At 39.3% G+C, this 18064-nt stretch carries 17 protein-coding genes and 1 pseudogene; 10 read left to right on the top strand and 8 right to left on the bottom strand.

Going from position 1 to position 18064, the window contains the following annotated elements:
* Window positions 1-136 precede the first annotated feature (136 nt).
* The 3 genes from F2A31_RS15950 to F2A31_RS07725 all read left to right on the top strand — a co-directional run bounded on the left by F2A31_RS15950 (window position 137) and on the right by F2A31_RS07725 (window position 1788).
* Complete coding sequence (locus F2A31_RS15950; protein ID WP_004639188.1) at window positions 137-262, top strand: hypothetical protein; 126 nt, start codon at window positions 137-139, stop codon at window positions 260-262.
* A gap of 4 nt (window positions 263-266) precedes the next feature.
* Window positions 267-701: a CopG family ribbon-helix-helix protein gene (locus tag F2A31_RS07720; protein WP_008941385.1), complete on the top strand. Its 435-nt coding sequence runs from the start codon at window positions 267-269 to the stop codon at window positions 699-701.
* A gap of 64 nt (window positions 702-765) precedes the next feature.
* Complete coding sequence (locus F2A31_RS07725; RefSeq protein WP_150025894.1) at window positions 766-1788, top strand: ABC transporter substrate-binding protein; 1023 nt, start codon at window positions 766-768, stop codon at window positions 1786-1788.
* Between the two features lie 178 nt (window positions 1789-1966).
* Here the strand turns inward: F2A31_RS07725 and F2A31_RS07730 are convergent, their stop codons facing one another.
* Window positions 1967-2845, bottom strand: a complete 879-nt coding sequence (locus tag F2A31_RS07730) for an ABC transporter ATP-binding protein (protein WP_004639185.1) — start codon at window positions 2843-2845, stop codon at window positions 1967-1969.
* Complete coding sequence (locus tag F2A31_RS07735) at window positions 2845-3789, bottom strand: ABC transporter permease (protein ID WP_150025895.1); 945 nt, start codon at window positions 3787-3789, stop codon at window positions 2845-2847. The genes F2A31_RS07730 and F2A31_RS07735 overlap by 1 nt, the downstream gene beginning before the upstream one ends.
* Before the next feature lie 239 nt (window positions 3790-4028).
* On the opposite strand from F2A31_RS07735, the gene F2A31_RS07740 reads away from it, so the two are divergent.
* Genes F2A31_RS07740 through F2A31_RS07750 form a run of 3 tightly spaced genes read left to right on the top strand, consistent with a single transcriptional unit; the run spans window position 4029 to window position 6407 of the window.
* A complete protein-coding gene (locus tag F2A31_RS07740) occupies window positions 4029-4376 on the top strand; it encodes an iron transporter (RefSeq protein ID WP_150025896.1) in 348 nt (115 codons plus the stop codon).
* 4 nt (window positions 4377-4380) lie between these two features.
* Window positions 4381-6075: a PepSY-associated TM helix domain-containing protein gene (locus F2A31_RS07745; protein WP_150025897.1), complete on the top strand. Its 1695-nt coding sequence runs from the start codon at window positions 4381-4383 to the stop codon at window positions 6073-6075.
* Window positions 6072-6407 (top strand): DUF3325 domain-containing protein, encoded by a 336-nt coding sequence (locus F2A31_RS07750; RefSeq protein ID WP_150025898.1) that lies wholly within the window; start codon window positions 6072-6074, stop codon window positions 6405-6407. The genes F2A31_RS07745 and F2A31_RS07750 overlap by 4 nt, the downstream gene beginning before the upstream one ends.
* A 73-nt stretch (window positions 6408-6480) precedes the next feature.
* On the opposite strand, the gene F2A31_RS07755 is transcribed toward F2A31_RS07750, so the two are convergent.
* Window positions 6481-7467: an NAD(P)H-quinone oxidoreductase gene (locus F2A31_RS07755; RefSeq protein ID WP_150025899.1), complete on the bottom strand. Its 987-nt coding sequence runs from the start codon at window positions 7465-7467 to the stop codon at window positions 6481-6483.
* Between the two features lie 241 nt (window positions 7468-7708).
* On the opposite strand from F2A31_RS07755, the pseudogene F2A31_RS15995 reads away from it, so the two are divergent.
* Window positions 7709-7819: pseudogene (locus F2A31_RS15995) on the top strand (hypothetical protein); the annotation flags it as partial.
* Between the two features lie 77 nt (window positions 7820-7896).
* Here F2A31_RS15995 and F2A31_RS07760 read toward each other — a convergent pair.
* Entirely contained in the window at window positions 7897-9087 is a 1191-nt protein-coding gene (locus F2A31_RS07760) for an acyl-CoA dehydrogenase (RefSeq protein ID WP_150025900.1), read from the bottom strand.
* A 716-nt stretch (window positions 9088-9803) separates the two neighbouring features.
* Between F2A31_RS07760 and F2A31_RS07765 the strand changes: the two genes are divergently transcribed.
* Both F2A31_RS07765 and F2A31_RS07770 read left to right on the top strand, forming a co-directional pair.
* Window positions 9804-11021 (top strand): CaiB/BaiF CoA transferase family protein, encoded by a 1218-nt coding sequence (locus tag F2A31_RS07765; protein WP_150025901.1) that lies wholly within the window; start codon window positions 9804-9806, stop codon window positions 11019-11021.
* 151 nt (window positions 11022-11172) lie between these two features.
* Window positions 11173-12021: an IclR family transcriptional regulator gene (locus tag F2A31_RS07770; RefSeq protein WP_150025902.1), complete on the top strand. Its 849-nt coding sequence runs from the start codon at window positions 11173-11175 to the stop codon at window positions 12019-12021.
* 89 nt (window positions 12022-12110) lie between these two features.
* On the opposite strand, the gene F2A31_RS07775 is transcribed toward F2A31_RS07770, so the two are convergent.
* Window positions 12111-12908 carry an enoyl-CoA hydratase gene (locus F2A31_RS07775; protein WP_150027724.1) on the bottom strand — a complete coding sequence of 266 codons (798 nt, stop codon included), beginning with the start codon at window positions 12906-12908 and terminating at the stop codon, window positions 12111-12113.
* A gap of 291 nt (window positions 12909-13199) precedes the next feature.
* On the opposite strand from F2A31_RS07775, the gene F2A31_RS07780 reads away from it, so the two are divergent.
* The gene (locus F2A31_RS07780; RefSeq protein ID WP_150025903.1) at window positions 13200-14171 is read left to right on the top strand and encodes an NAD(P)H-dependent flavin oxidoreductase; all 972 of its coding nucleotides are present in this window, start codon (window positions 13200-13202) and stop codon (window positions 14169-14171) included.
* A 147-nt stretch (window positions 14172-14318) separates the two neighbouring features.
* Here F2A31_RS07780 and F2A31_RS07785 read toward each other — a convergent pair whose 3' ends face one another.
* From F2A31_RS07785 to F2A31_RS07795, 3 genes are all read right to left on the bottom strand, one after another.
* Entirely contained in the window at window positions 14319-15161 is an 843-nt protein-coding gene (locus tag F2A31_RS07785; protein ID WP_150025904.1) for an IclR family transcriptional regulator, read from the bottom strand.
* Between the two features lie 109 nt (window positions 15162-15270).
* Window positions 15271-16479, bottom strand: coding sequence for a 3-oxoadipyl-CoA thiolase (locus F2A31_RS07790; RefSeq protein WP_150025905.1), 1209 nt, complete (start codon window positions 16477-16479; stop codon window positions 15271-15273).
* The gene (locus F2A31_RS07795) at window positions 16473-18017 is read right to left on the bottom strand and encodes a 3-hydroxyacyl-CoA dehydrogenase (RefSeq protein WP_215899263.1); all 1545 of its coding nucleotides are present in this window, start codon (window positions 18015-18017) and stop codon (window positions 16473-16475) included. The genes F2A31_RS07790 and F2A31_RS07795 overlap by 7 nt, the downstream gene beginning before the upstream one ends.
* Window positions 18018-18064 lie beyond the last annotated feature (47 nt).

The raw sequence follows: 18064 nt of genomic DNA on the forward strand, positions 1-18064 counted from the left end.
AACGTAGTGGGGCTTTTTTATTATTTAATTTAAGTTTATTCAACAAATCTCAATCACTATAAATTGGCACATATTCTGCATTCTAAATAAGTAATACAAAAACTAATTTTAGTAATACCCTTGTAGGAGCTGCGATATGAGTGAAGCCAAAACCAACACTGTAGAAAAACACCCTATTAAGAAATTCTTAGTCGATTTATTCAGTGCAAGAGCAGGTCTGTATTTCAAACAAAATCACCAAGTCAGCAAGGTAAAGGGATAAGACGGTGGCCAAGCAAAAGTTAGCTCGAATCAGTATTACCGTGCCTGAAACTACATTGAATGCACTTGATCAAAAAATCGTAGATCAACACTACGAAAGCCGTTCACAAGCGATCTTGGACATGATCAATCGACACTTAATCGATGATCTAGCTAAAAACGATGAAGTGATGGTTGGCACATTAACATTGTTATATGACGTGAGTTTAAAACCACTGCGAACGCAACTTGTTGATTTGCAGCAACAATACTTAGCTCAGGTGATCAGTTCATTACATATTCAATTGGATGATGACAAAGTTCTACAAGTCATGTTGATGCAAGGTGTGAGTAGTGATTTGAAAGCCATTAGTCAGCAATTCATTGCATTAAAAGGGGTGATTAAAGGGCATTTGGAATTGATGGATGCCGTCATGCCACCAATCGCACAAAACACTTAGGCACATAAAGATTCGTAAAGACGAAAAGTTCTCAATATCAGAGCACAATAGGAGCAAGCATAAGATGATCAAAAAAACACTGATTTCAGCATCTGTGCTGACAGCGATTTTTTTAGGGGGCTGTGACAACACAGCAAAAATTCCAGAGTCTAAAGCAAAAACTGAAGGTAGTACCAACACTAAACCAATCACGATTGGATATAGTGATTGGCCAGGTTGGGTGGCATGGCAAGTAGCAATTGAAAAAGGTTGGTTTAAAGAAGCGGGGTTAAATGTCGAATTCAAATGGTTCGATTATTCCGCATCAATCAATGCATTTTCTGCCAATCAACTCGATGCTGTTTCTGTATCCAATGGTGATAACTTGGTGATCGCGTCAGGAGGTACCAAAGGCATCATGATTTTGGCAACCGATTATTCCGCAGGAAATGATGTCATTATTGCCAAAAGTGGAATTAATAATATTGCTGATTTGAAAGGTAAAAAAATTGCGGTTGAGAAAGGATTGGTTGATCATCACTTACTTAATACGGCTTTAGATGATGCCAAAGTTGCTAATAGTGAAGTCACTTTAGTCAATGCTATGACGAATGAGTTACCTCAAGTTTTTGCAAGTCCTGATGTGTCGGCAATTGCAGTTTGGCAACCTGTAGCCAATCAAGCATTAAAAGCGGTTGCAGGTTCTAAAATCATCTATTCATCCAAAGATAAGCCTGGACTGATTTATGATACTTTGACCGTCAATATGACGCACCTTGCTGCAAATAAGGAAGATTGGAAAAAAATCATTCAGGTATGGGATAAAACCGTTAAATATATTAATGATCCTGCTACACGAGACGATGCTGTAGCAATCATGGCAAAACGGGTGGGTTTAGATGCCGCTCAATATGCCCAATTTATTGACGGAACTCATTTACTTGATCTCGAAGCAAATAAGAAGGTATTTACCAAAGCCGATGGTTTTGATTCTATCTATGGTTCAAGTTATCACGTCAATGAATTTAATTTTAAAAATGGCGTTTACACCACTAAAGTAGATGTAGATAGTGTGATTTTTCCAACGCTCGTTGAAGAAATCAAATAATTTCTAAAGTGATCACGGCAATCCTTTGTACATTTGATCAATCATTAACCCTTAAAAATCTCCCTGAAAATAGGGAGATTTTTATACATTCATACATGTGAAAAATAATACTTCGATATAAAAAACCCACTCTTATAAGTGGGCTTTGAATTTTTTACTTTATTGACGTATCGGCTTTTCAATCTTCGCTTACTTTAGTCATACGAGGAATTAACGGCAAATCCTCGAGTGCTGGATCGAGTTGATCTTCATCGGCATGAACCAGTTGATCCACACGTTGACGCAATGCTTTAAATTCAGGGCAAAGCATTTGATCTGGATGACGTGGGCGAGGTAAATCTACTTCGATAATTTCTTTAATTTCACCAGGATTGGCTTTCAGTGCGACGATACGGTCAGCGAGTAAGATCGCTTCATCCATATCATGAGTGACAAAAATAATGGTGATATCAATATTTTGCCATAAATCCATCAAGTGCCGTTGCATCTTCTGGCGGGTATGTGGATCAAGTGCACCAAATGGTTCATCCATCAATAAAATTTTAGGTTCATTCACTAATGCTCTAGCAATCGCAACACGCTGTTTCATTCCACCAGAGAGTTGATGAGGATACTGATTTTCATATTTTTCTAAGCCGATAATATTAATCCATTCTCGTGCTTGAGCCTCTGCCGTACTATCACTTTGTCCCTTCATTTTTGGACCAAACATCACATTTTCTTTGACGGTTTTCCACGGAAACAGTGTATATCCTTGAAACACCATACCGCGCTCAGGACTAGGACCCATGATCGGTTGTCCATCAATCAAAATCTCTCCACCTGAATAAGAATCAAGTCCAGCAACAATCCGACTGAACGTTGACTTACCACAGCCAGAAGGACCGATCACACAAATAAACTCACGTTTATGAATCTTTAAATCAATTTGATTTAAAACAGTTCGTTCAGTTTTACCGTGTTTGAAGCTTTGCGTGAGTTGTTTCGCTTCTAAGATGACAGCACGTTCATAAATATGATCAAAATATTCACGAGCATTGAAATGGGTATTTGTCATTAGTGTGCTCCTGATTTCCATTTAAAAAGCTGCTGTCCAAATTTCATTAAAATGACATCACAGATCAGACCAATCACACCAATGATGAGGATGGCTGCATAAACATTGTCAAAATTCTGGTAACGTGCTTGCTGGGTGATAAACCATGTTATACCTGATGTACTCCCAATCAACTCAGCAACGATCAAATAAGTCCATGCCCAGCCCAGTAAAACTCTCAAATCTCGATAAATCTCTGGCAAGGCAGCAGGAATTACCACATGAAATAAGCTCTTGGTTTTGTTCGTGCCAAGGGTAAAACCCGCTTCAATTAAACTGCGATCGACCAATCGAGTGGTATTGGCAATAATTAAAACCTGTTGAAATAACGTACCAATGATAATGATGGCTATTTTTGGTGCATCATTGATACCTAATATAGCAACAGCTAAAGCACCAAAGGCAGGGGCAGGCAAATAACGGAAAAATTCAACAAACGGCTCTGTAAGTTGTGAAATTGTCTTAGAAAAACCGCATAAAATCCCCAAAGGTATACCGATGAGCGATGAGATAAAAAATGCAGTGAAGACCAGTTTAATACTGTGCCAAAGACTTTCATGAAACCATGGTGCATTGACTTGAACGGGTGGCGTCGTAAATGCAGTGACAAGGGCTTTGGCAACTTCATGAGGAGCAGGCAAATAAATGGGGTTGACTAAGATTCCTTGAGGTGGCTTTAAACCATGATCTACAGCACTTTGTGCTTCAGAATAAAACACTTCTTTGGCAATACGACTATCAATCTGTAGATATGCCACGCTGCCTGTATCCGTAATTTTGACTTGCGGGTGCCATAGAAATGGCAAATAACTCACAGCACACCACAACAAAATTGGTATTAAAAATGACCCGAGACCAAATAACACTTTGTTGGTTTGGCTGAGTTCGCGCGCAACGTAACTCATATTGTTTGCCTCTTAATATTACATTTTTTATAAAACGTAATACTGTTTAAGCAAAATGAGTGCCAAGGAGATTCAAATTCAAGTTGAGCTTTTATTAAATCGCTATTTTTAAATTACTTTATGATAATAATTATCATTATTGTTATTTTTATTAGTTTTGTGTATGCTCCAAGCAATTTTTTAATCATAGATTAAGGTGGGGATGATCCTGAATAGTCCTCACCACTATTGGTATCGTTATGACTATTGAAGCATCAATTCCCTTCGTCGCCACTAAGACCATCTCCAAAAAGACTATTCAACGATCAGCTTTGATTAAATATCGTTTGATGGTCTTATCTCGCTTTGTATTGGCAATTTTTGGTGGCTACTACTTTTCAGCGATCGCAGCAATGCTGATTGTATATTTATTTCCGACTGAACCTTTAAAAGCAAATGCAGTTTTAAGCGTCACCATGCTGGCTTTTATCATTCATTGTGCTTTGTTCATTTGGGTCTTTATGGTCAATTCAACGCTTAAAGTCTGGCTCTCTGTAGTATTACCGAGTGTATTGATGACACTGATCTATTTATCGTTACAAGGGTGACATCATGCGTACTGATGGTAAAAATGAGGGACCACGCCAATCGATGTCTTGGCTGCATACTTGGGCGAGTTTACTGCTAGGTTGGTTGTTATATGCAGTATTTTTAACAGGAACGTTGAGCTTCTTCCAAAATGAAATTACTGTTTGGATGAAACCAGAGCTACACCAATCTGTAAATACAGTTTCACAGCAACAACAACTGAGTCATGCCTTGGCATATTTGAATCAGAAAGGTCAAAATGCTGAGAGTTGGAATATTCGTTTTGCCAATGAAAGACAACCTGCCATTATGCTAAATATCCGCCAAGCGGGTGAGGAGCGACGACGTGGTGGAGAGATTTACTTAGATACGCAAACAGGCCAAGAGATTAAGGCGAGAGAAACTAGAGGTGGTGCTTTTCTCTATCGTTTCCATTTTGAGCTATATGGCATGCCGCGTATTTGGGGACGCTGGATTGTCGGTATCGCAACACTACTGATGTTTGTCGCTATCATTAGCGGGATTATCACGCATAAAAAGATTTTCAAAGATTTTTTTACTTTCCGACCTGCCAAAGGGCAACGTTCATGGCTGGATGCGCATAATGCGACGGCGGTTTTTGCTTTACCTTTTCACATCATGATTACTTTTAGTGGTTTATTGCTGCTGATGCATTTGTTTATGCCTTGGGCGATGAATACACATTATGGCGATGTGCGCAGTTTCTATCAGATTCTCAATCAACCTGTTGCTCAAACACCTGAACAAGCCCGTTTACTGGAAGAACAAAAACAAAAAGGGTTGCTGACAGGACGAGGAAATCGTGGCGGTGGTCGTGTTGAATCAGTGCAAGAAAATAAGCCTGTCGAGGCGGCAGAAATGGTTAATTTAACTGCGTTGACGAAGACTGTTCAACACAGTTGGTTAAACAATCCCATCTCTTCGATCAGGGTCAATAAACCCAATACTGTAGAAGCCGAAATACAATATAACGCTATGCGTACCACAACGTTAATGGATCGAGAAAGTATCCCGTCATTAAAATTCAATGCGGTAACTGGTCGAGAAATAGACGAGGCGAAACCTGTCAATTCAACTCCAAAAGCGATTTATACCTTAGTGACATGGCTTCATATGGCACATGGCGTAGATTCAGTTTTACGTTGGTTGTTATTTTTATCAGGCGTGTTAGGTACAATGATGATCGCATCTGGACTTATTCTATGGGGGGTTAAACGCGCACCAGATGTTCAAAAGTTGGGCTACAAACCTGTCGGACATCGTGTGGTTGAAGTTTTAAATATTGCAGCGATTACAGGATTACCAATTACTTGTGCTTCATATTTTTTTGCCAATCGATTGATTCCAGCTCAAATTGTTGAACGCTCACCAATTGAAATTAAGGTATTTTTTATCACTTGGTTGTTGTGTTTAGTCCATGCTGCAATTCGCCAGCATCGTCCTGCATGGTTGGAGCAACTCGCTTTGGCTGCGGTCATGTTTTTATTGATTCCAATACTCAATGTCTTAACTGGAGGCATGCCACTCTGGAAAAGTATCTATCTTGGTCAATGGATGATTGCAAGCTTTGATCTCGTTTCGATCACTTTAGGACTAATCTTTATTTACGCTTACTACAAGCTAAAACGGTATCAAGGCTTACCGATCAAGAAAAAAGCACAGCCTAAAAATAAGACTGCACAGGAGTCTATTGAATGACTGCTTTGTTATTGTGGTGTGTTTGTTTTGTCGGATTGTCGAGTCTGGCTTGTGTGATGGCGAAGCACCAACGTGAGATTTTCTCAAGCCCAGTCAATCAACGAAATTTTCGTTTATTTCAAATTGTAGGTTGGGGGTTGCTGATTGTATCTGCGGGACTCGCTGCATATTTTAAAGGCATCTCAATTGGTTTGTCAGAATGGTTAGGATGTGTCGGTTTTGCAGCTTTGGCGGTCGGATTGTTATTGACCTATTCGCCTAAAAAGATATTGAAAGCGAATGCTATGGTCGCAGTGCTATTTCTGATTTTATTGATTATACACTTGCTATAGCATTGATATATGTACGTCATAAACAAAGCGTTAAAAGCTAAGCTTTTAACGCTTTGAGACAGAGTTTAAACTATCACTTTTTAACAATTAGAACCAATTTTCCAACGTGTTTACCTTGCTGTAATAATTCATGAGCTTGACGGGCATTTTCAAGATCAAAGGATTGATAAAGTATCGGTTTGAGTTGTCCTTTTGAAATTAAAGGCCAAACTTTTTCCTGAAGGGCAGACATAACTTCAGCTTTGGCTGTAGCAGATTGAGAACGTAACGTTGCGCCAGTATGCGTAAGACGTTTTGCCAACATTGGGAAAATGTTGACTTTCTCTGCAAGCCCTTTCAAGACACCAATTTGTAAAATAGTGCCATTCATCGCCGCAACTTCATAGTTTTTCTGAATATAATCGCCTGCAATAATATCTAAAACAAAGTCAACGCCATGACCATTGGTATGCTTTTTAACTTCTTCAACAAAATCCTGTTGCTTATAATTAATGGCAACATCAGCGCCAATTTCTAAACTTGCTTGTTGGTGTGCGGCACTAGAAACTGTTGTAAAAATTTGAGTTGCGCCAAAGGCTCGTGTCAACATGGTTGCGGTGGTTCCAATACCTGAAGTACCACCATGAATCAGAATAGAACTATTTTCTCTAAATTTTGCATGTTGAAACAGATGAGACCAAACTGTCATAAAGGTTTCAAGCAAAATTCCACCTTCTACCAAGGTTAAACCTTCTGGAATAAATAAAACATTATCTTGATGAGCAACCACATATTCAGCATAACCACCGCCTGGTACCAAAGCACATACTTCATCACCAACTTTGAACTTACGAACAGATGCGCCTACTTCTTTAACTACCCCCGAAACCTCTAAACCTGGGATGTCTGTTACACCAGGAGGTGGGGCATATAACCCTTGACGTTGCATCACATCTGGGCCGTTAATGCCTGCTGCAACCACTTCGATTAAGACACCATCATCGCTTAGCTCAGGAATAGGTCGTTCACTTACGGCAATAACTTCAGGACCGCCTGCACCGTTAAATGTAATACATTTCATAAATGTCTTTTCCTTATCATGTCTTAAATAGGTTATTTGATGAATAATGGGAGTAGAACAAATCACTACATTGCAGAGTTGCTCCAATGATGTGGCATGCGTAAAGACAACTATAAGATTAAAGCGAACTTTATAGCCAATAATAAAAATTAAAATTTTGAAAAGTTATTTTAGTAGGTGTTGGAAATATGCAAGCAGAAGTAGATATAAAATCAGTAGTGAAACGTAAAACGATTTCAGCTTTATTTATTTTTCCACCAAAGTTGTTAAAGATGGAAATTTGATTAGTGGTCAGAATCCATTTTCGGCACGTGTTACTGCTGAAGCAATTATTGAGGCATTGGAAATCTAATTATTAGAATTTAAGAAAACACAGCACATGTCTCCAATCTATCTTGATTTAAAACTGTGCTGTGGTTGAGGTTAAAGTTAAAAAGCTGCAATCCCAGTCTGCGCACGGCCTAAAATGAGTGCATGTACGTCATGAGTACCTTCATAAGTATTGACGACTTCGAGATTCACGAGATGGCGAGCCACACCAAACTCATCGCTAATCCCATTACCACCAAGCATATCTCTAGCTAGACGAGCAATATCAAGTGCTTTACCACAATTATTGCGTTTAATTAGTGAAGTTGCTTCAACAGAGGCAATTCCTTCATCTTTCATTCGACCAAAACGGAGTGCAACCTGTAAACCTAAAGCAATTTCAGTTTGCATATCGGCAAGTTTCTTTTGAATAAGTTGATTTGCAGCAAGAGGTTTACCAAACTGTTTCCGGTCAAGCGTATATTGACGGGCAGTGTGCCAACAGAATTCTGCCGCACCTATTACTCCCCAGGCAATACCATAACGGGCACTGTTTAAACAGGTAAAAGGACCTTTTAACCCTCGTACTTCTGGAAAGGCATTTTCTTCCGGTACAAAAACATTATCCATAACAATTTCACCGGTAATTGAAGCACGCAAACCGACTTTACCGTGAATGGCTGGAGCAGACAGTCCTTGCCAGCCTTTTTCTAAAATAAAACCGCGAATCGCCCCAACATTGCCTTCAACCGAAACTTCTTTTGCCCACACCACAAATACATCAGCAATAGGACTATTGGTAATCCACATTTTGTTACCACTTAAACGATAACCACCTTCTACTTTTTTTGCTCGCGTTACCATGCTCCCCGGATCTGAGCCATGATCAGGCTCAGTTAAACCGAAACAACCAATCCATTCACCTGACGCAAGTTTAGGCAGGTATTTCTGCTTTTGTTCTTCTGTTCCAAACTCATTAATCGGCACCATGACCAATGAACTTTGTACGCTTGCCATAGAGCGATAGCCCGAATCAACCCGTTCAATTTCACGAGCGATTAAACCATAACTGACATAGTTTAAACCCGCACCACCATATTGCTCTGGAATAGTTGGTCCAAGTAGGCCCAATTCACCCATTTCCCTAAAAATACGAGGATCGGTTGTTTCATTCCGGAATTGATCAAGCACTCTTGGCATCAGTTTGTTCTGGCAAAATGCATGCGCAGTATCCCGGATCATGCGTTCATCTTCAGTGAGTTGCTGCTCAATTAAAAAAGGATCATTCCAGTTAAACTCTACGCGGCTCATTATTTATTCCTTCATGTTTATTTTATAAAAATTCCTAAATATTTTTTTTAAACTTAGCTCCCTTGGGAGCTAAGTTTACCTAAAAATTTCAAACCAAGAGTAGATATAACTCTCGTAATTTGGGTAAGTAGAGCAATCAAAGCTCAACAAAAACGATCCCAACAACATGATTAGATCGCTTTGCTCATCACCACCTACGATCGGTGATACCCATGTGATGTTCTGTCATGGATTTTTGATGTAAAACGCTTATATGAATAAAGTTTGCTTAGAATCAAATTTCCGATGTAATTAGGTTGTGCGTACCTTCCTTTGGATCTTTTCCAAAAATGTTATGATCACCATCTCAGCTTAGATCTATTTTGGTTTAAATAAGAAATTTAATTTCGTATAGCGATACTATAGTTCATAAAAACAACAAGATCAATCCGCCAATAATTTATATTCTTTATTTCTTCATAAATGAAAGAAAATATGTTTTATCTGTTTAATTTTACAATCTTTTTCTTATTCTTTGAATTTATATTTAAAGTGATTTTTTTTAAGAAATTGTGTTGATTGCATAGTTGAAAGCAAGATTTAGATCGTGATCGCACTCTAAAATTAAATTGATTTTTATAATTGTATGTATATATTAAAAATAAAATACCGCTATACGGAATTTTAAATCAAGATATCCTACTAGAAGAAACTTTGGAAAATTCAATGGAATAAATATGAGTGCTTTAAATGGAATACGGGTACTAGATCTCAGCCGAGTATTAGCTGGACCTTGGTGCGGACAAGTTCTTGCAGACTTGGGGGCAGAAGTGATCAAAATTGAGAGACCCAAAGCAGGGGATGATACACGCTTTTGGGGGCCACCATGGATGAAGGACGATCACGGCAATAATACTCAGGAAGCTGCTTATTATCAGTCTACCAATCGTAATAAATTATCTGTTGCAATCGATCTTGCTAGCCCAGATGGGCAAGATTTGATTAAAGCCTTGATTCAAAATACGGATGTTTTGATTGAAAATTATAAGGCTGGTTCTTTAAAGAAATACGGACTAGATTATGCGTCTCTGTCAGAAATTAATCCTGGATTAGTCTATTGTTCTATTACTGGTTTTGGTCAAAATGGCCCGCGAGCCAAAGAACCGGGCTATGATTTTATTATCCAAGGAATGGGCGGCTTGATGTCCGTTACAGGTGAGCGAGATGATTTACCAGGTGGTGGACCACAAAAGGTAGGAGTCGCTTTTTCTGACTTGGCAACAGGACTTTATTCCACTATTGCAATTCAAGCAGCGTTGCTTAATCGCCATACGACGGGACTAGGACAATATATTGATATGGCTTTGTTTGATGTACAAATAGCAACAATGGCCAATCAAGGGATGAATTATCTTTCATCTGGGATAATACCGAGACGGTATGGTAATGCGCATGCCAATATCGTTCCATATCAAGTATTCAAAGCATCTGATCGAGATTTTATTATTGCATGCGGAAATGATGCCCAATTTGTGCAACTTTGTCAGAGTATCAAATTGCCTGATTTACCACATGATTCTCGTTTTGCACGAAATGCAGATCGAGTTAAACATCGTAATGAGATTGTTGAGATTTTATCGAATCATTTTTTAACAAAAACAGCGGATGAATGGGTAGAGGCTATACATGCTGCCAAAGTTCCTGTTGGTGTAATTAATGATTTAGAACAAGCTTTTAAAGAACCTCAAGTAAGCGCTAGAGAGATGCTCATAGAAATGCAACATCCTCAACGCAAAAAACTAACGGTGATTGGTTCTCCTATTAAACTGTCACGAACCCCCGTCGAGTACAAAACAGCTCCGCCCTTATTAGGTGAACATACAGCAATGATTTTGGGGCGAATTGTTTCTCCAGAAAAATTAGAAGAACTTAAAGAAAAAGGAGTAATTGCTTAAGAAAAACTGTAAAAATTTGACAAGAGAACATAGCTTTACGCTATGACTGCGAACGGTGAACCCATAGCTTATTCAAGTGCGAGCTATTTATTATAGAAAAAATAGATTATAATTTTCGCAGTGCGAAACAAAAGTTTAGGTTGGGAATGTAATGAATAATGATGCATTAGAGATTGAACAAACAGAAAAACTATTAGTCCCGTTAAGACATGAGCTGTTACATCCTATCGAAGATATGCAAGATGAAAATGATCGACAGTTTATCACTGCGCTTGCACGTGGATTAGAATTGCTTCGTTGTTTTACACCCAAACACCAACATTTGGGGAATCAAGAGCTCGCACAAATGACAGGTTTACCTAAGCCTACGATTACTCGTTTAACCCATACATTGTCTCGATTGGGATATATCAAACAAGTTCCAAATTCAAATAAATTTCAGCTTTCAGTTGGTGTGCTTGCTTTTGGTTATTCCATGCTTTCCAATGTTGCTATTCGCTCTATCGCGAATCAATATATGAAAAATCTAGCCGATTATGCTGGTGCGGCTGTTGCTATGGCAACACGTGATCGACTAAATATGATCTATCTTGATGTTGTGCAAGGGAAAGGAAATATGACCATGCGACGTCAAGTGGGGACTTATTTACCCATTCATTTAAGTTCGATGGGGCGTGCATGTTTGGCGGCGATGCCTGAAGATGAAAGAGAGTTTCTATTAAATGCAATCCGTAGTAAGCACAAAGAAGACTGGATTAAAATTAACCGTGATCTAGATAAAGCATTTAAAGACTACCAAGATTTTGGTTATTGTTTTTCGATTGGTGAGTGGCATAAAGATGTAAACTCTGTTGCAGTACCTCTTATTCACGAACAGCATGGTTTATTAGTTTTTAACTGTGGTGGTCCAAGTTTTATTATGAATCGTGAAAAACTAGAAGAGGACATTGCTCCACGTCTTTTGCATATGGTGAATAACATTCGTACTGAAATCAGTTAATTGATTTTTTATTAAATTTAAAAAGAAACGGTATAATTTTTTATACCGTTTTTGTTTATACAAGGCTGTTACAGTCCGTTTTTAAATGTTTACTTAAAGACGGGCTTTCTTTTTTCCTGAAAGGCTGCCAATGCCTCCTTAAATTCATCTCCTTCGATACAGGCTGAAAAAATAGAAGATTCATCATCGATACGTTTTAATAAGTCATCTAGTGGCATGTCGCGTAATAGCTTTTTACTCAACTGCATTGCTTTATTTGGTTTATTTGCGAGCGTTGTTGCACTGTTTCTAACAAGCGGTTCAAGCTCTTGTTCTGTACAGACTTTATTTACAATACCGTAATTTTGGGCTTGTGCAGCTGAAAACTTTTCCCCCAGCAAAATAAGCTCTGAGGCACGTGCAAAACCTAATAACCTTGGTAGGATATAACTGGAACCAGCTTCAGGTACTAATCCTAAGTTGACGAATGGAAACTGAAAAATAGTTTTGTCACTTGCATAAACTAGATCGCAATGTAGCAACATGGTACTGCCTATACCTATAGCAACGCCTTCAACTTTGGCAATGATGGGTTTAGGGAAAGTCGCTAAGCTTTTCAAGAAACGAATAGAAGCAGGCGGTTCTGAACCAAAATTTTTACGGTTGCTAAAAGCATTCACATCATTTCCACTGGTAAAGACTTGATTTGCACCTGTTAAGATAACGACATGAACTTCATCATTTACAGCGGCCTGATCCAATGCATGACTCATGGCTGAATACATATCGTAACTGATTGCATTTTTCTTACCGAGGGTATTCATGGTAAGCGTCATGATTTTTCCATCTAAGTCTTGGTCAATTTTACCAGTGGTCAATTGAGTTTTGACATTATCATCCCGTTGCATCATTCATTCCTTTTAATCACATAATAAAATTTAAACTTTTTAAAAACAGTTAATTGAACATTTTTGTCTATGAAATAGACTTTTTACTCAATTGATAGTATAGAAAAAATATTTCGCTAACAATGAATTTAATGTATTTTAATGGTATTAAATTTTGTATTATGAAATAAATTGGTGCGAATGACTCATGTGATTGCTTATGCAACAATGATTATTCATAGCGCAATAAAAATCGCTAGATATTTACGGAAATAAAGAATCTAAGCACGTCATACAGCAAGTGGGAAAACAATGAAGACTAAAATTACTGAATTATTTGAGATCGAACACCCTATTATCCAAGGTGGTATGCACTATGTCGGTTTTGCAGAACTCGCCGCAGCGGTGTCCAATGCAGGTGGCTTAGGGATTATTACGGGGCTGACTCAACGTACCCCAGAAAATCTAGCAAAAGAAATCGCACGTTGCCGTGAGATGACAGATAAACCATTTGGGGTCAATCTAACCTTTTTGCCCACCGTCAACACGCCGGATTACCCTGGATTTGTGGATGCCATTATTAAAGGTGGAGTGAAAATTGTGGAAACAGCAGGGAGTAACCCTGTTGAAGTTATGCCATATTTAAAAGCTGCGGGTATCAAGGTCATCCATAAATGTACTTCTGTGCGGCATAGTTTAAAAGCTCAGCAAATAGGATGTGATGCTGTATCCGTGGATGGCTTTGAATGTGGGGGGCATCCAGGTGAAGATGATGTCCCAAATATGATTTTGTTACCATTGGCTGCTGATGCTTTAGAAATTCCTTTTGTTGCTTCAGGTGGGATGGCGGATGGGCGCTCTCTTGCTGCTGCACTCGCAATGGGTGCAGATGGAATTAATATGGGGACTCGCTTTATTGCGACTCAAGAGGCACCTGTGCATGAAAACGTTAAACAAGCGATTTTAAATGCGACTGAGCGTGATACTCGCTTAATCATGCGTGCTTTACGCAATACCGAACGCGTCTTAAATAATAGTGCGGTAGAAAAGATTGTCGCGAAAGAAAAGGCTTTGGGCGATAAGATTAAGTTTGAAGATATTATTGAAGAAGTGGCAGGCGTTTATCCTAGGGTAATGATAAATGGTGAGGTTGAAGCAGGTGCGTGGTCCTGTGGTCTCGTTGCAAGCCTTATTCATGATATTCCAACATGTGATGAGCTAGTAAACCGTATTGTCAAAGACGCTGAAGATATTATTCGTCAACGCTTGATGGGACTTTTATAAATTGAATTTGTGAGCAAGTTCGCCTGATTAATAAAAGAACTAGCATAATTTTCATCATGCTGGTTCTTTTATATCCTTTATTTTGACTAACAGCGTGAAGCTGAGTACTTAAATTCACAAGCAATTAAAAGATAAAGTCATTCGCTGTTAATGGGTTTCATTCAATGCATCGTGGATATTATTGACCATATGAATTAAACGCGGTCCAATTTCACCTTCAAGCTTTTCTGGATTTAGATGAAAGCTTGGTGCGCCACAGTTAAAAACATAAAGACCATGTTTTGAGCTGACTAGAGGTACTGCTACAGAGTTTACTTCTTTTTGCCATTCACCTAAAGAAAGGCAATAGCCATAATCCTGATAATCTCGAAAAGCTCGCTCTAATGAACGTTTGATCACAGTCCAGTTTTCTGGATGTTTCTTTTTCAAAGCATCAAGTAAAAATTCACGCTCACGTTCAGGAGTCGCTGCAAGACAAGCTCTTCCCATTGAACTACTATAAAGCGGTAAAGTAGAGCCAACTGGACGGCGCATATTCAATGTGGTTTCGGTTTGTACTACATCAATATAAACCATATTAAGGCGATCTCGTGTTGCCATAGCAACTGGGGCTTGTGCATATTCACTCATCTCCTCCATATATGGATGAGCAATATTTCGAATAGATATATTAGATAATGCCGAATAACCTAGAGCTAAAACTCCAATATCCAGCATATATTTCGTCGAATTAGGTAATTGCTTTAGATAACCTAAAGACACTAAGGTATTTGTAATACGAGCAATCGTCGGTTTAGGTAATCCCGTCATTTTTGCTAATTCTTGATTACCTAATACTTGGTTATTGGCAGAAAAACAGCGCAAAAGCTCTAGACCGCGAGCAAGTGAAGCAATGAATTGTGGGTTATTTTCTCGGTGAATATGGGAAATAGGATCAAGACGGATCTCATCAAAATTGATTGTTTTCTCATTTTCTAAATTTTGCGACATTCAATCCTCGAATATAATAAGGCAACAGTTTGGCTATTATATTTCGCTATGCAAAATAAATCCATTCATCAATGTTATACATATGATGAATGGATTGCGAAGGGAATCTTTATGAGGAAGTGTTTTCAATCACCATGGCGAGTCCTTGACCTACGCCAATACACAAGCTGACCACAGCATATTTTTTGTTACGACGTATCAGTTCACGTGCTGTGGTGAGAGCAAGGCGGGCACCAGATGCGCCTAGCGGATGACCAATAGCGATCGCACCACCATTCGGGTTAACGCGTGGGTCATTGAAATCGACATTTAGACCTTTGAGACAAGAGAGCACTTGTGAAGCAAATGCTTCATTAATCTCAATAATATCCATGTCATCGAGGGTCAAACCTGCACGCGCTACAGCTTTTTTAATCGCTTCAATTGGACCTGCGCCCATGATGCGTGGTTCAATTCCTGCGGCTGCACCTGACAATATTCTTGCCATAGGTTTTAAACCATATTTTTGACCTGCTTCTTTTGAGCCAATAAGTAATGCGGCTGCACCATCATTAATACCAGAAGCATTACCTGCGGTCACGACACCACCTTCAAATAGAGGTTTTAATTTGGAAAGTGCTTCAAAGGTAGAGCTAGGGCGAGGGTGCTCATCTTCTGAAACAAGCTTTGGTGGTAATTTTTTACCTTGAGAGACTTCAATTGGTGTAATTTCGCCTGAGAAAAAGCCTTCCTCTTTCGCTTTTTGATATTTAGCTTGGGATTGTGCAGCAAATAAATCTGCTTGTTCACGTGTAATACCAAACTCAGCAGCCACATTATCGCCCGTTTCAGGCATAGAGTGACCACCATATTGAGCAACAATTTTTTTGTTTGGAAAACGCGTCCCAATCGTGGTGTCAAAAATTTTGGCATCTCGACTATAAGCACTTTCTGCTTTGCCCATCACAAAAGGTGCACGCGTCATACTTTCTACACCGCCAGCAATATATAAGTCTCCTTCACCACAAGTAATAGCACGGGCAGAATCAATCACTGCACCCAAACCACTGGCACATAAACGATTAATCGTTTGTCCAGGGACAGTGACTGGTAAACCAGCTAAAAGAATGGCCATACGAGCTATATTACGACTATCTTCGCCAGCTTGATTGGTATCTCCTAAAATCACATCTTCAATATCTGCCCCGGGTACACCCGTTTTTTCTAATAATTTACGGATAACATCAGCGGCCAAATCATCTGGACGTACCGATGCGAGCTCACCGGCATGGCGACCGATTGGACTGCGAAGGCCATCATAAATATAAGCATTTAGCATTGATAAATTCCTTTTTTATCATTGGAAGTGAAGGTAAGTGGTAGATTTAAAGCAACACGACGCTGTAGCCATGGACTAGGACGGTAGCGAGGGTCATAGGTCAGTGTTGCCATGCGGTTTAGTGTAAGTAGGACTTTTTGGCCTCCAACATGGTCACCCCACTCAATAGGACCAAATGGATAGCCCAAACCAAGCCGAACAGCAGCGTTAATATCATCTACTGTGGCAATATTTTGTTGTGCGATGTCACAACCTAAGTTGATGACCATTGATAAAACACGTTGACCTACAAAACCGATACTTTCTGCAATCTCGCTGACCATGCCACCATCTAGATTAAAGATGGAATGAGCAGCTAGACGGTATTCAGGTTTTGTCACCAGTGAAGGCATCAGGGTTCGGTGTTTTACGATCCCACACAACATATCAATCGCAACAGCTTGTTCTGGTTGTACATTAAGGCGCTTGGCTGCATGGGTGGTATCTTCCCCATAGCAAGCAAGTAGACATAAGCTATTTGGATGTGGTTGCTCGCCTGTATCCAGAGCGATATTCTGGCCAATTAGATAAGATTCAAGCTGTTTTTGATCTTCAGAAAAATCTGCAGCAATCCAGACTTTAGGATATTCATTTAGACGTTCAACCAACTGAACAGGCTGCTCACCAACTTTGGAACCTGTTTCGTAGTTATAAAAGCCTTGATTAACCTTGCGTCCTAACTGTTTACCATCAAGCATTTGTTTAGTAAGTGGACTTGGTTTATAGCGAATTTCTTCATAATATTGATGATAAATCGATTCCATAACAGGATGGGAGACATCAAGACCAGTGAGATCCATGAGCTCAAATGGTCCCATTCTAAAACCAACCCCTTCACGTAAAATGCGGTCAATTTCACTAAAGTGACAAACATTTTCATTTAATATTTTAAGGGCTTCCGTGCCATAACCTCGTCCAGCATGGTTAATAATAAAGCCCGGCGTATCCTTGGCAACCACAGGACGATGCCCCATTTTACGGGAGAGTTGGTTGAGTACATCAACAATATCTGGATCAGTTTTTAAGCCCTGAATCACCTCAACCACTTTCATAAGCGGAACTGGGTTAAAGAAGTGATAACCAACGACACGCTCTGGCTTACTACAGTTTGCAGCAATTGCAGTGATCGAAAGAGAGGATGTATTCGAAGCTAGAATTGTATTGTCAGAGATAATACTTTCGAGTTGCTGCATTAAACTTTGTTTAATGTCTAGACGCTCGATAATTGCTTCAACAATTAAGTCACAGGCTTTGAGATCTTCAAGTTGCTGGGCAATGACTAAATGATTATTCGCAGCTTGCGCTTGTTCTGCCGAAATTTTGTTTTTTTCGACAAGTTTTTCAAATGTTTGAGCCAGTTTTTCCTTGGCTTGTTGAGCAGCACCTGCTTTCGTATCGTATAAATAGGTGGTGTGGCCTGATTGGGCAGCAATCTGGGCAATGCCACTTCCCATGGTTCCAACACCAATGATACCGATGGTCTGAATATCGTAGCGCATGTTTATCATCCTAAAGATTGTCACTCTATTTCATGGTTTCGTTGTTA

This window comes from Acinetobacter suaedae (assembly GCF_008630915.1).
GTDB classification, from domain to species: Bacteria; Pseudomonadota; Gammaproteobacteria; order Pseudomonadales; family Moraxellaceae; genus Acinetobacter; species Acinetobacter suaedae.

Coding starts and splice junctions, on each gene's coding strand:
- F2A31_RS07730 (WP_004639185.1), bottom strand. CDS start 2,845: ATGACAAATACCCATTTCAATGCTCGTGAATATTTTGATCATATTTAT.
- F2A31_RS07775 (WP_150027724.1), bottom strand. CDS start 12,908: ATGCAACGGGATGATAATGTCAAAACTCAATTGACCACTGGTAAAATT.
- F2A31_RS07765 (WP_150025901.1), top strand. CDS start 9,804: ATGAGTGCTTTAAATGGAATACGGGTACTAGATCTCAGCCGAGTATTA.
- F2A31_RS07790 (WP_150025905.1), bottom strand. CDS start 16,479: ATGCTAAATGCTTATATTTATGATGGCCTTCGCAGTCCAATCGGTCGC.
- F2A31_RS07780 (WP_150025903.1), top strand. CDS start 13,200: ATGAAGACTAAAATTACTGAATTATTTGAGATCGAACACCCTATTATC.
- F2A31_RS07755 (WP_150025899.1), bottom strand. CDS start 7,467: ATGAAATGTATTACATTTAACGGTGCAGGCGGTCCTGAAGTTATTGCC.
- F2A31_RS07750 (WP_150025898.1), top strand. CDS start 6,072: ATGACTGCTTTGTTATTGTGGTGTGTTTGTTTTGTCGGATTGTCGAGT.
- F2A31_RS07785 (WP_150025904.1), bottom strand. CDS start 15,161: ATGTCGCAAAATTTAGAAAATGAGAAAACAATCAATTTTGATGAGATC.
- F2A31_RS07745 (WP_150025897.1), top strand. CDS start 4,381: ATGCGTACTGATGGTAAAAATGAGGGACCACGCCAATCGATGTCTTGG.
- F2A31_RS07725 (WP_150025894.1), top strand. CDS start 766: ATGATCAAAAAAACACTGATTTCAGCATCTGTGCTGACAGCGATTTTT.
- F2A31_RS07735 (WP_150025895.1), bottom strand. CDS start 3,789: ATGAGTTACGTTGCGCGCGAACTCAGCCAAACCAACAAAGTGTTATTT.
- F2A31_RS07795 (WP_215899263.1), bottom strand. CDS start 18,017: ATGCGCTACGATATTCAGACCATCGGTATCATTGGTGTTGGAACCATG.
- F2A31_RS07760 (WP_150025900.1), bottom strand. CDS start 9,087: ATGAGCCGCGTAGAGTTTAACTGGAATGATCCTTTTTTAATTGAGCAG.
- F2A31_RS07770 (WP_150025902.1), top strand. CDS start 11,173: ATGAATAATGATGCATTAGAGATTGAACAAACAGAAAAACTATTAGTC.
- F2A31_RS07740 (WP_150025896.1), top strand. CDS start 4,029: ATGACTATTGAAGCATCAATTCCCTTCGTCGCCACTAAGACCATCTCC.
- F2A31_RS15950 (WP_004639188.1), top strand. CDS start 137: ATGAGTGAAGCCAAAACCAACACTGTAGAAAAACACCCTATTAAGAAA.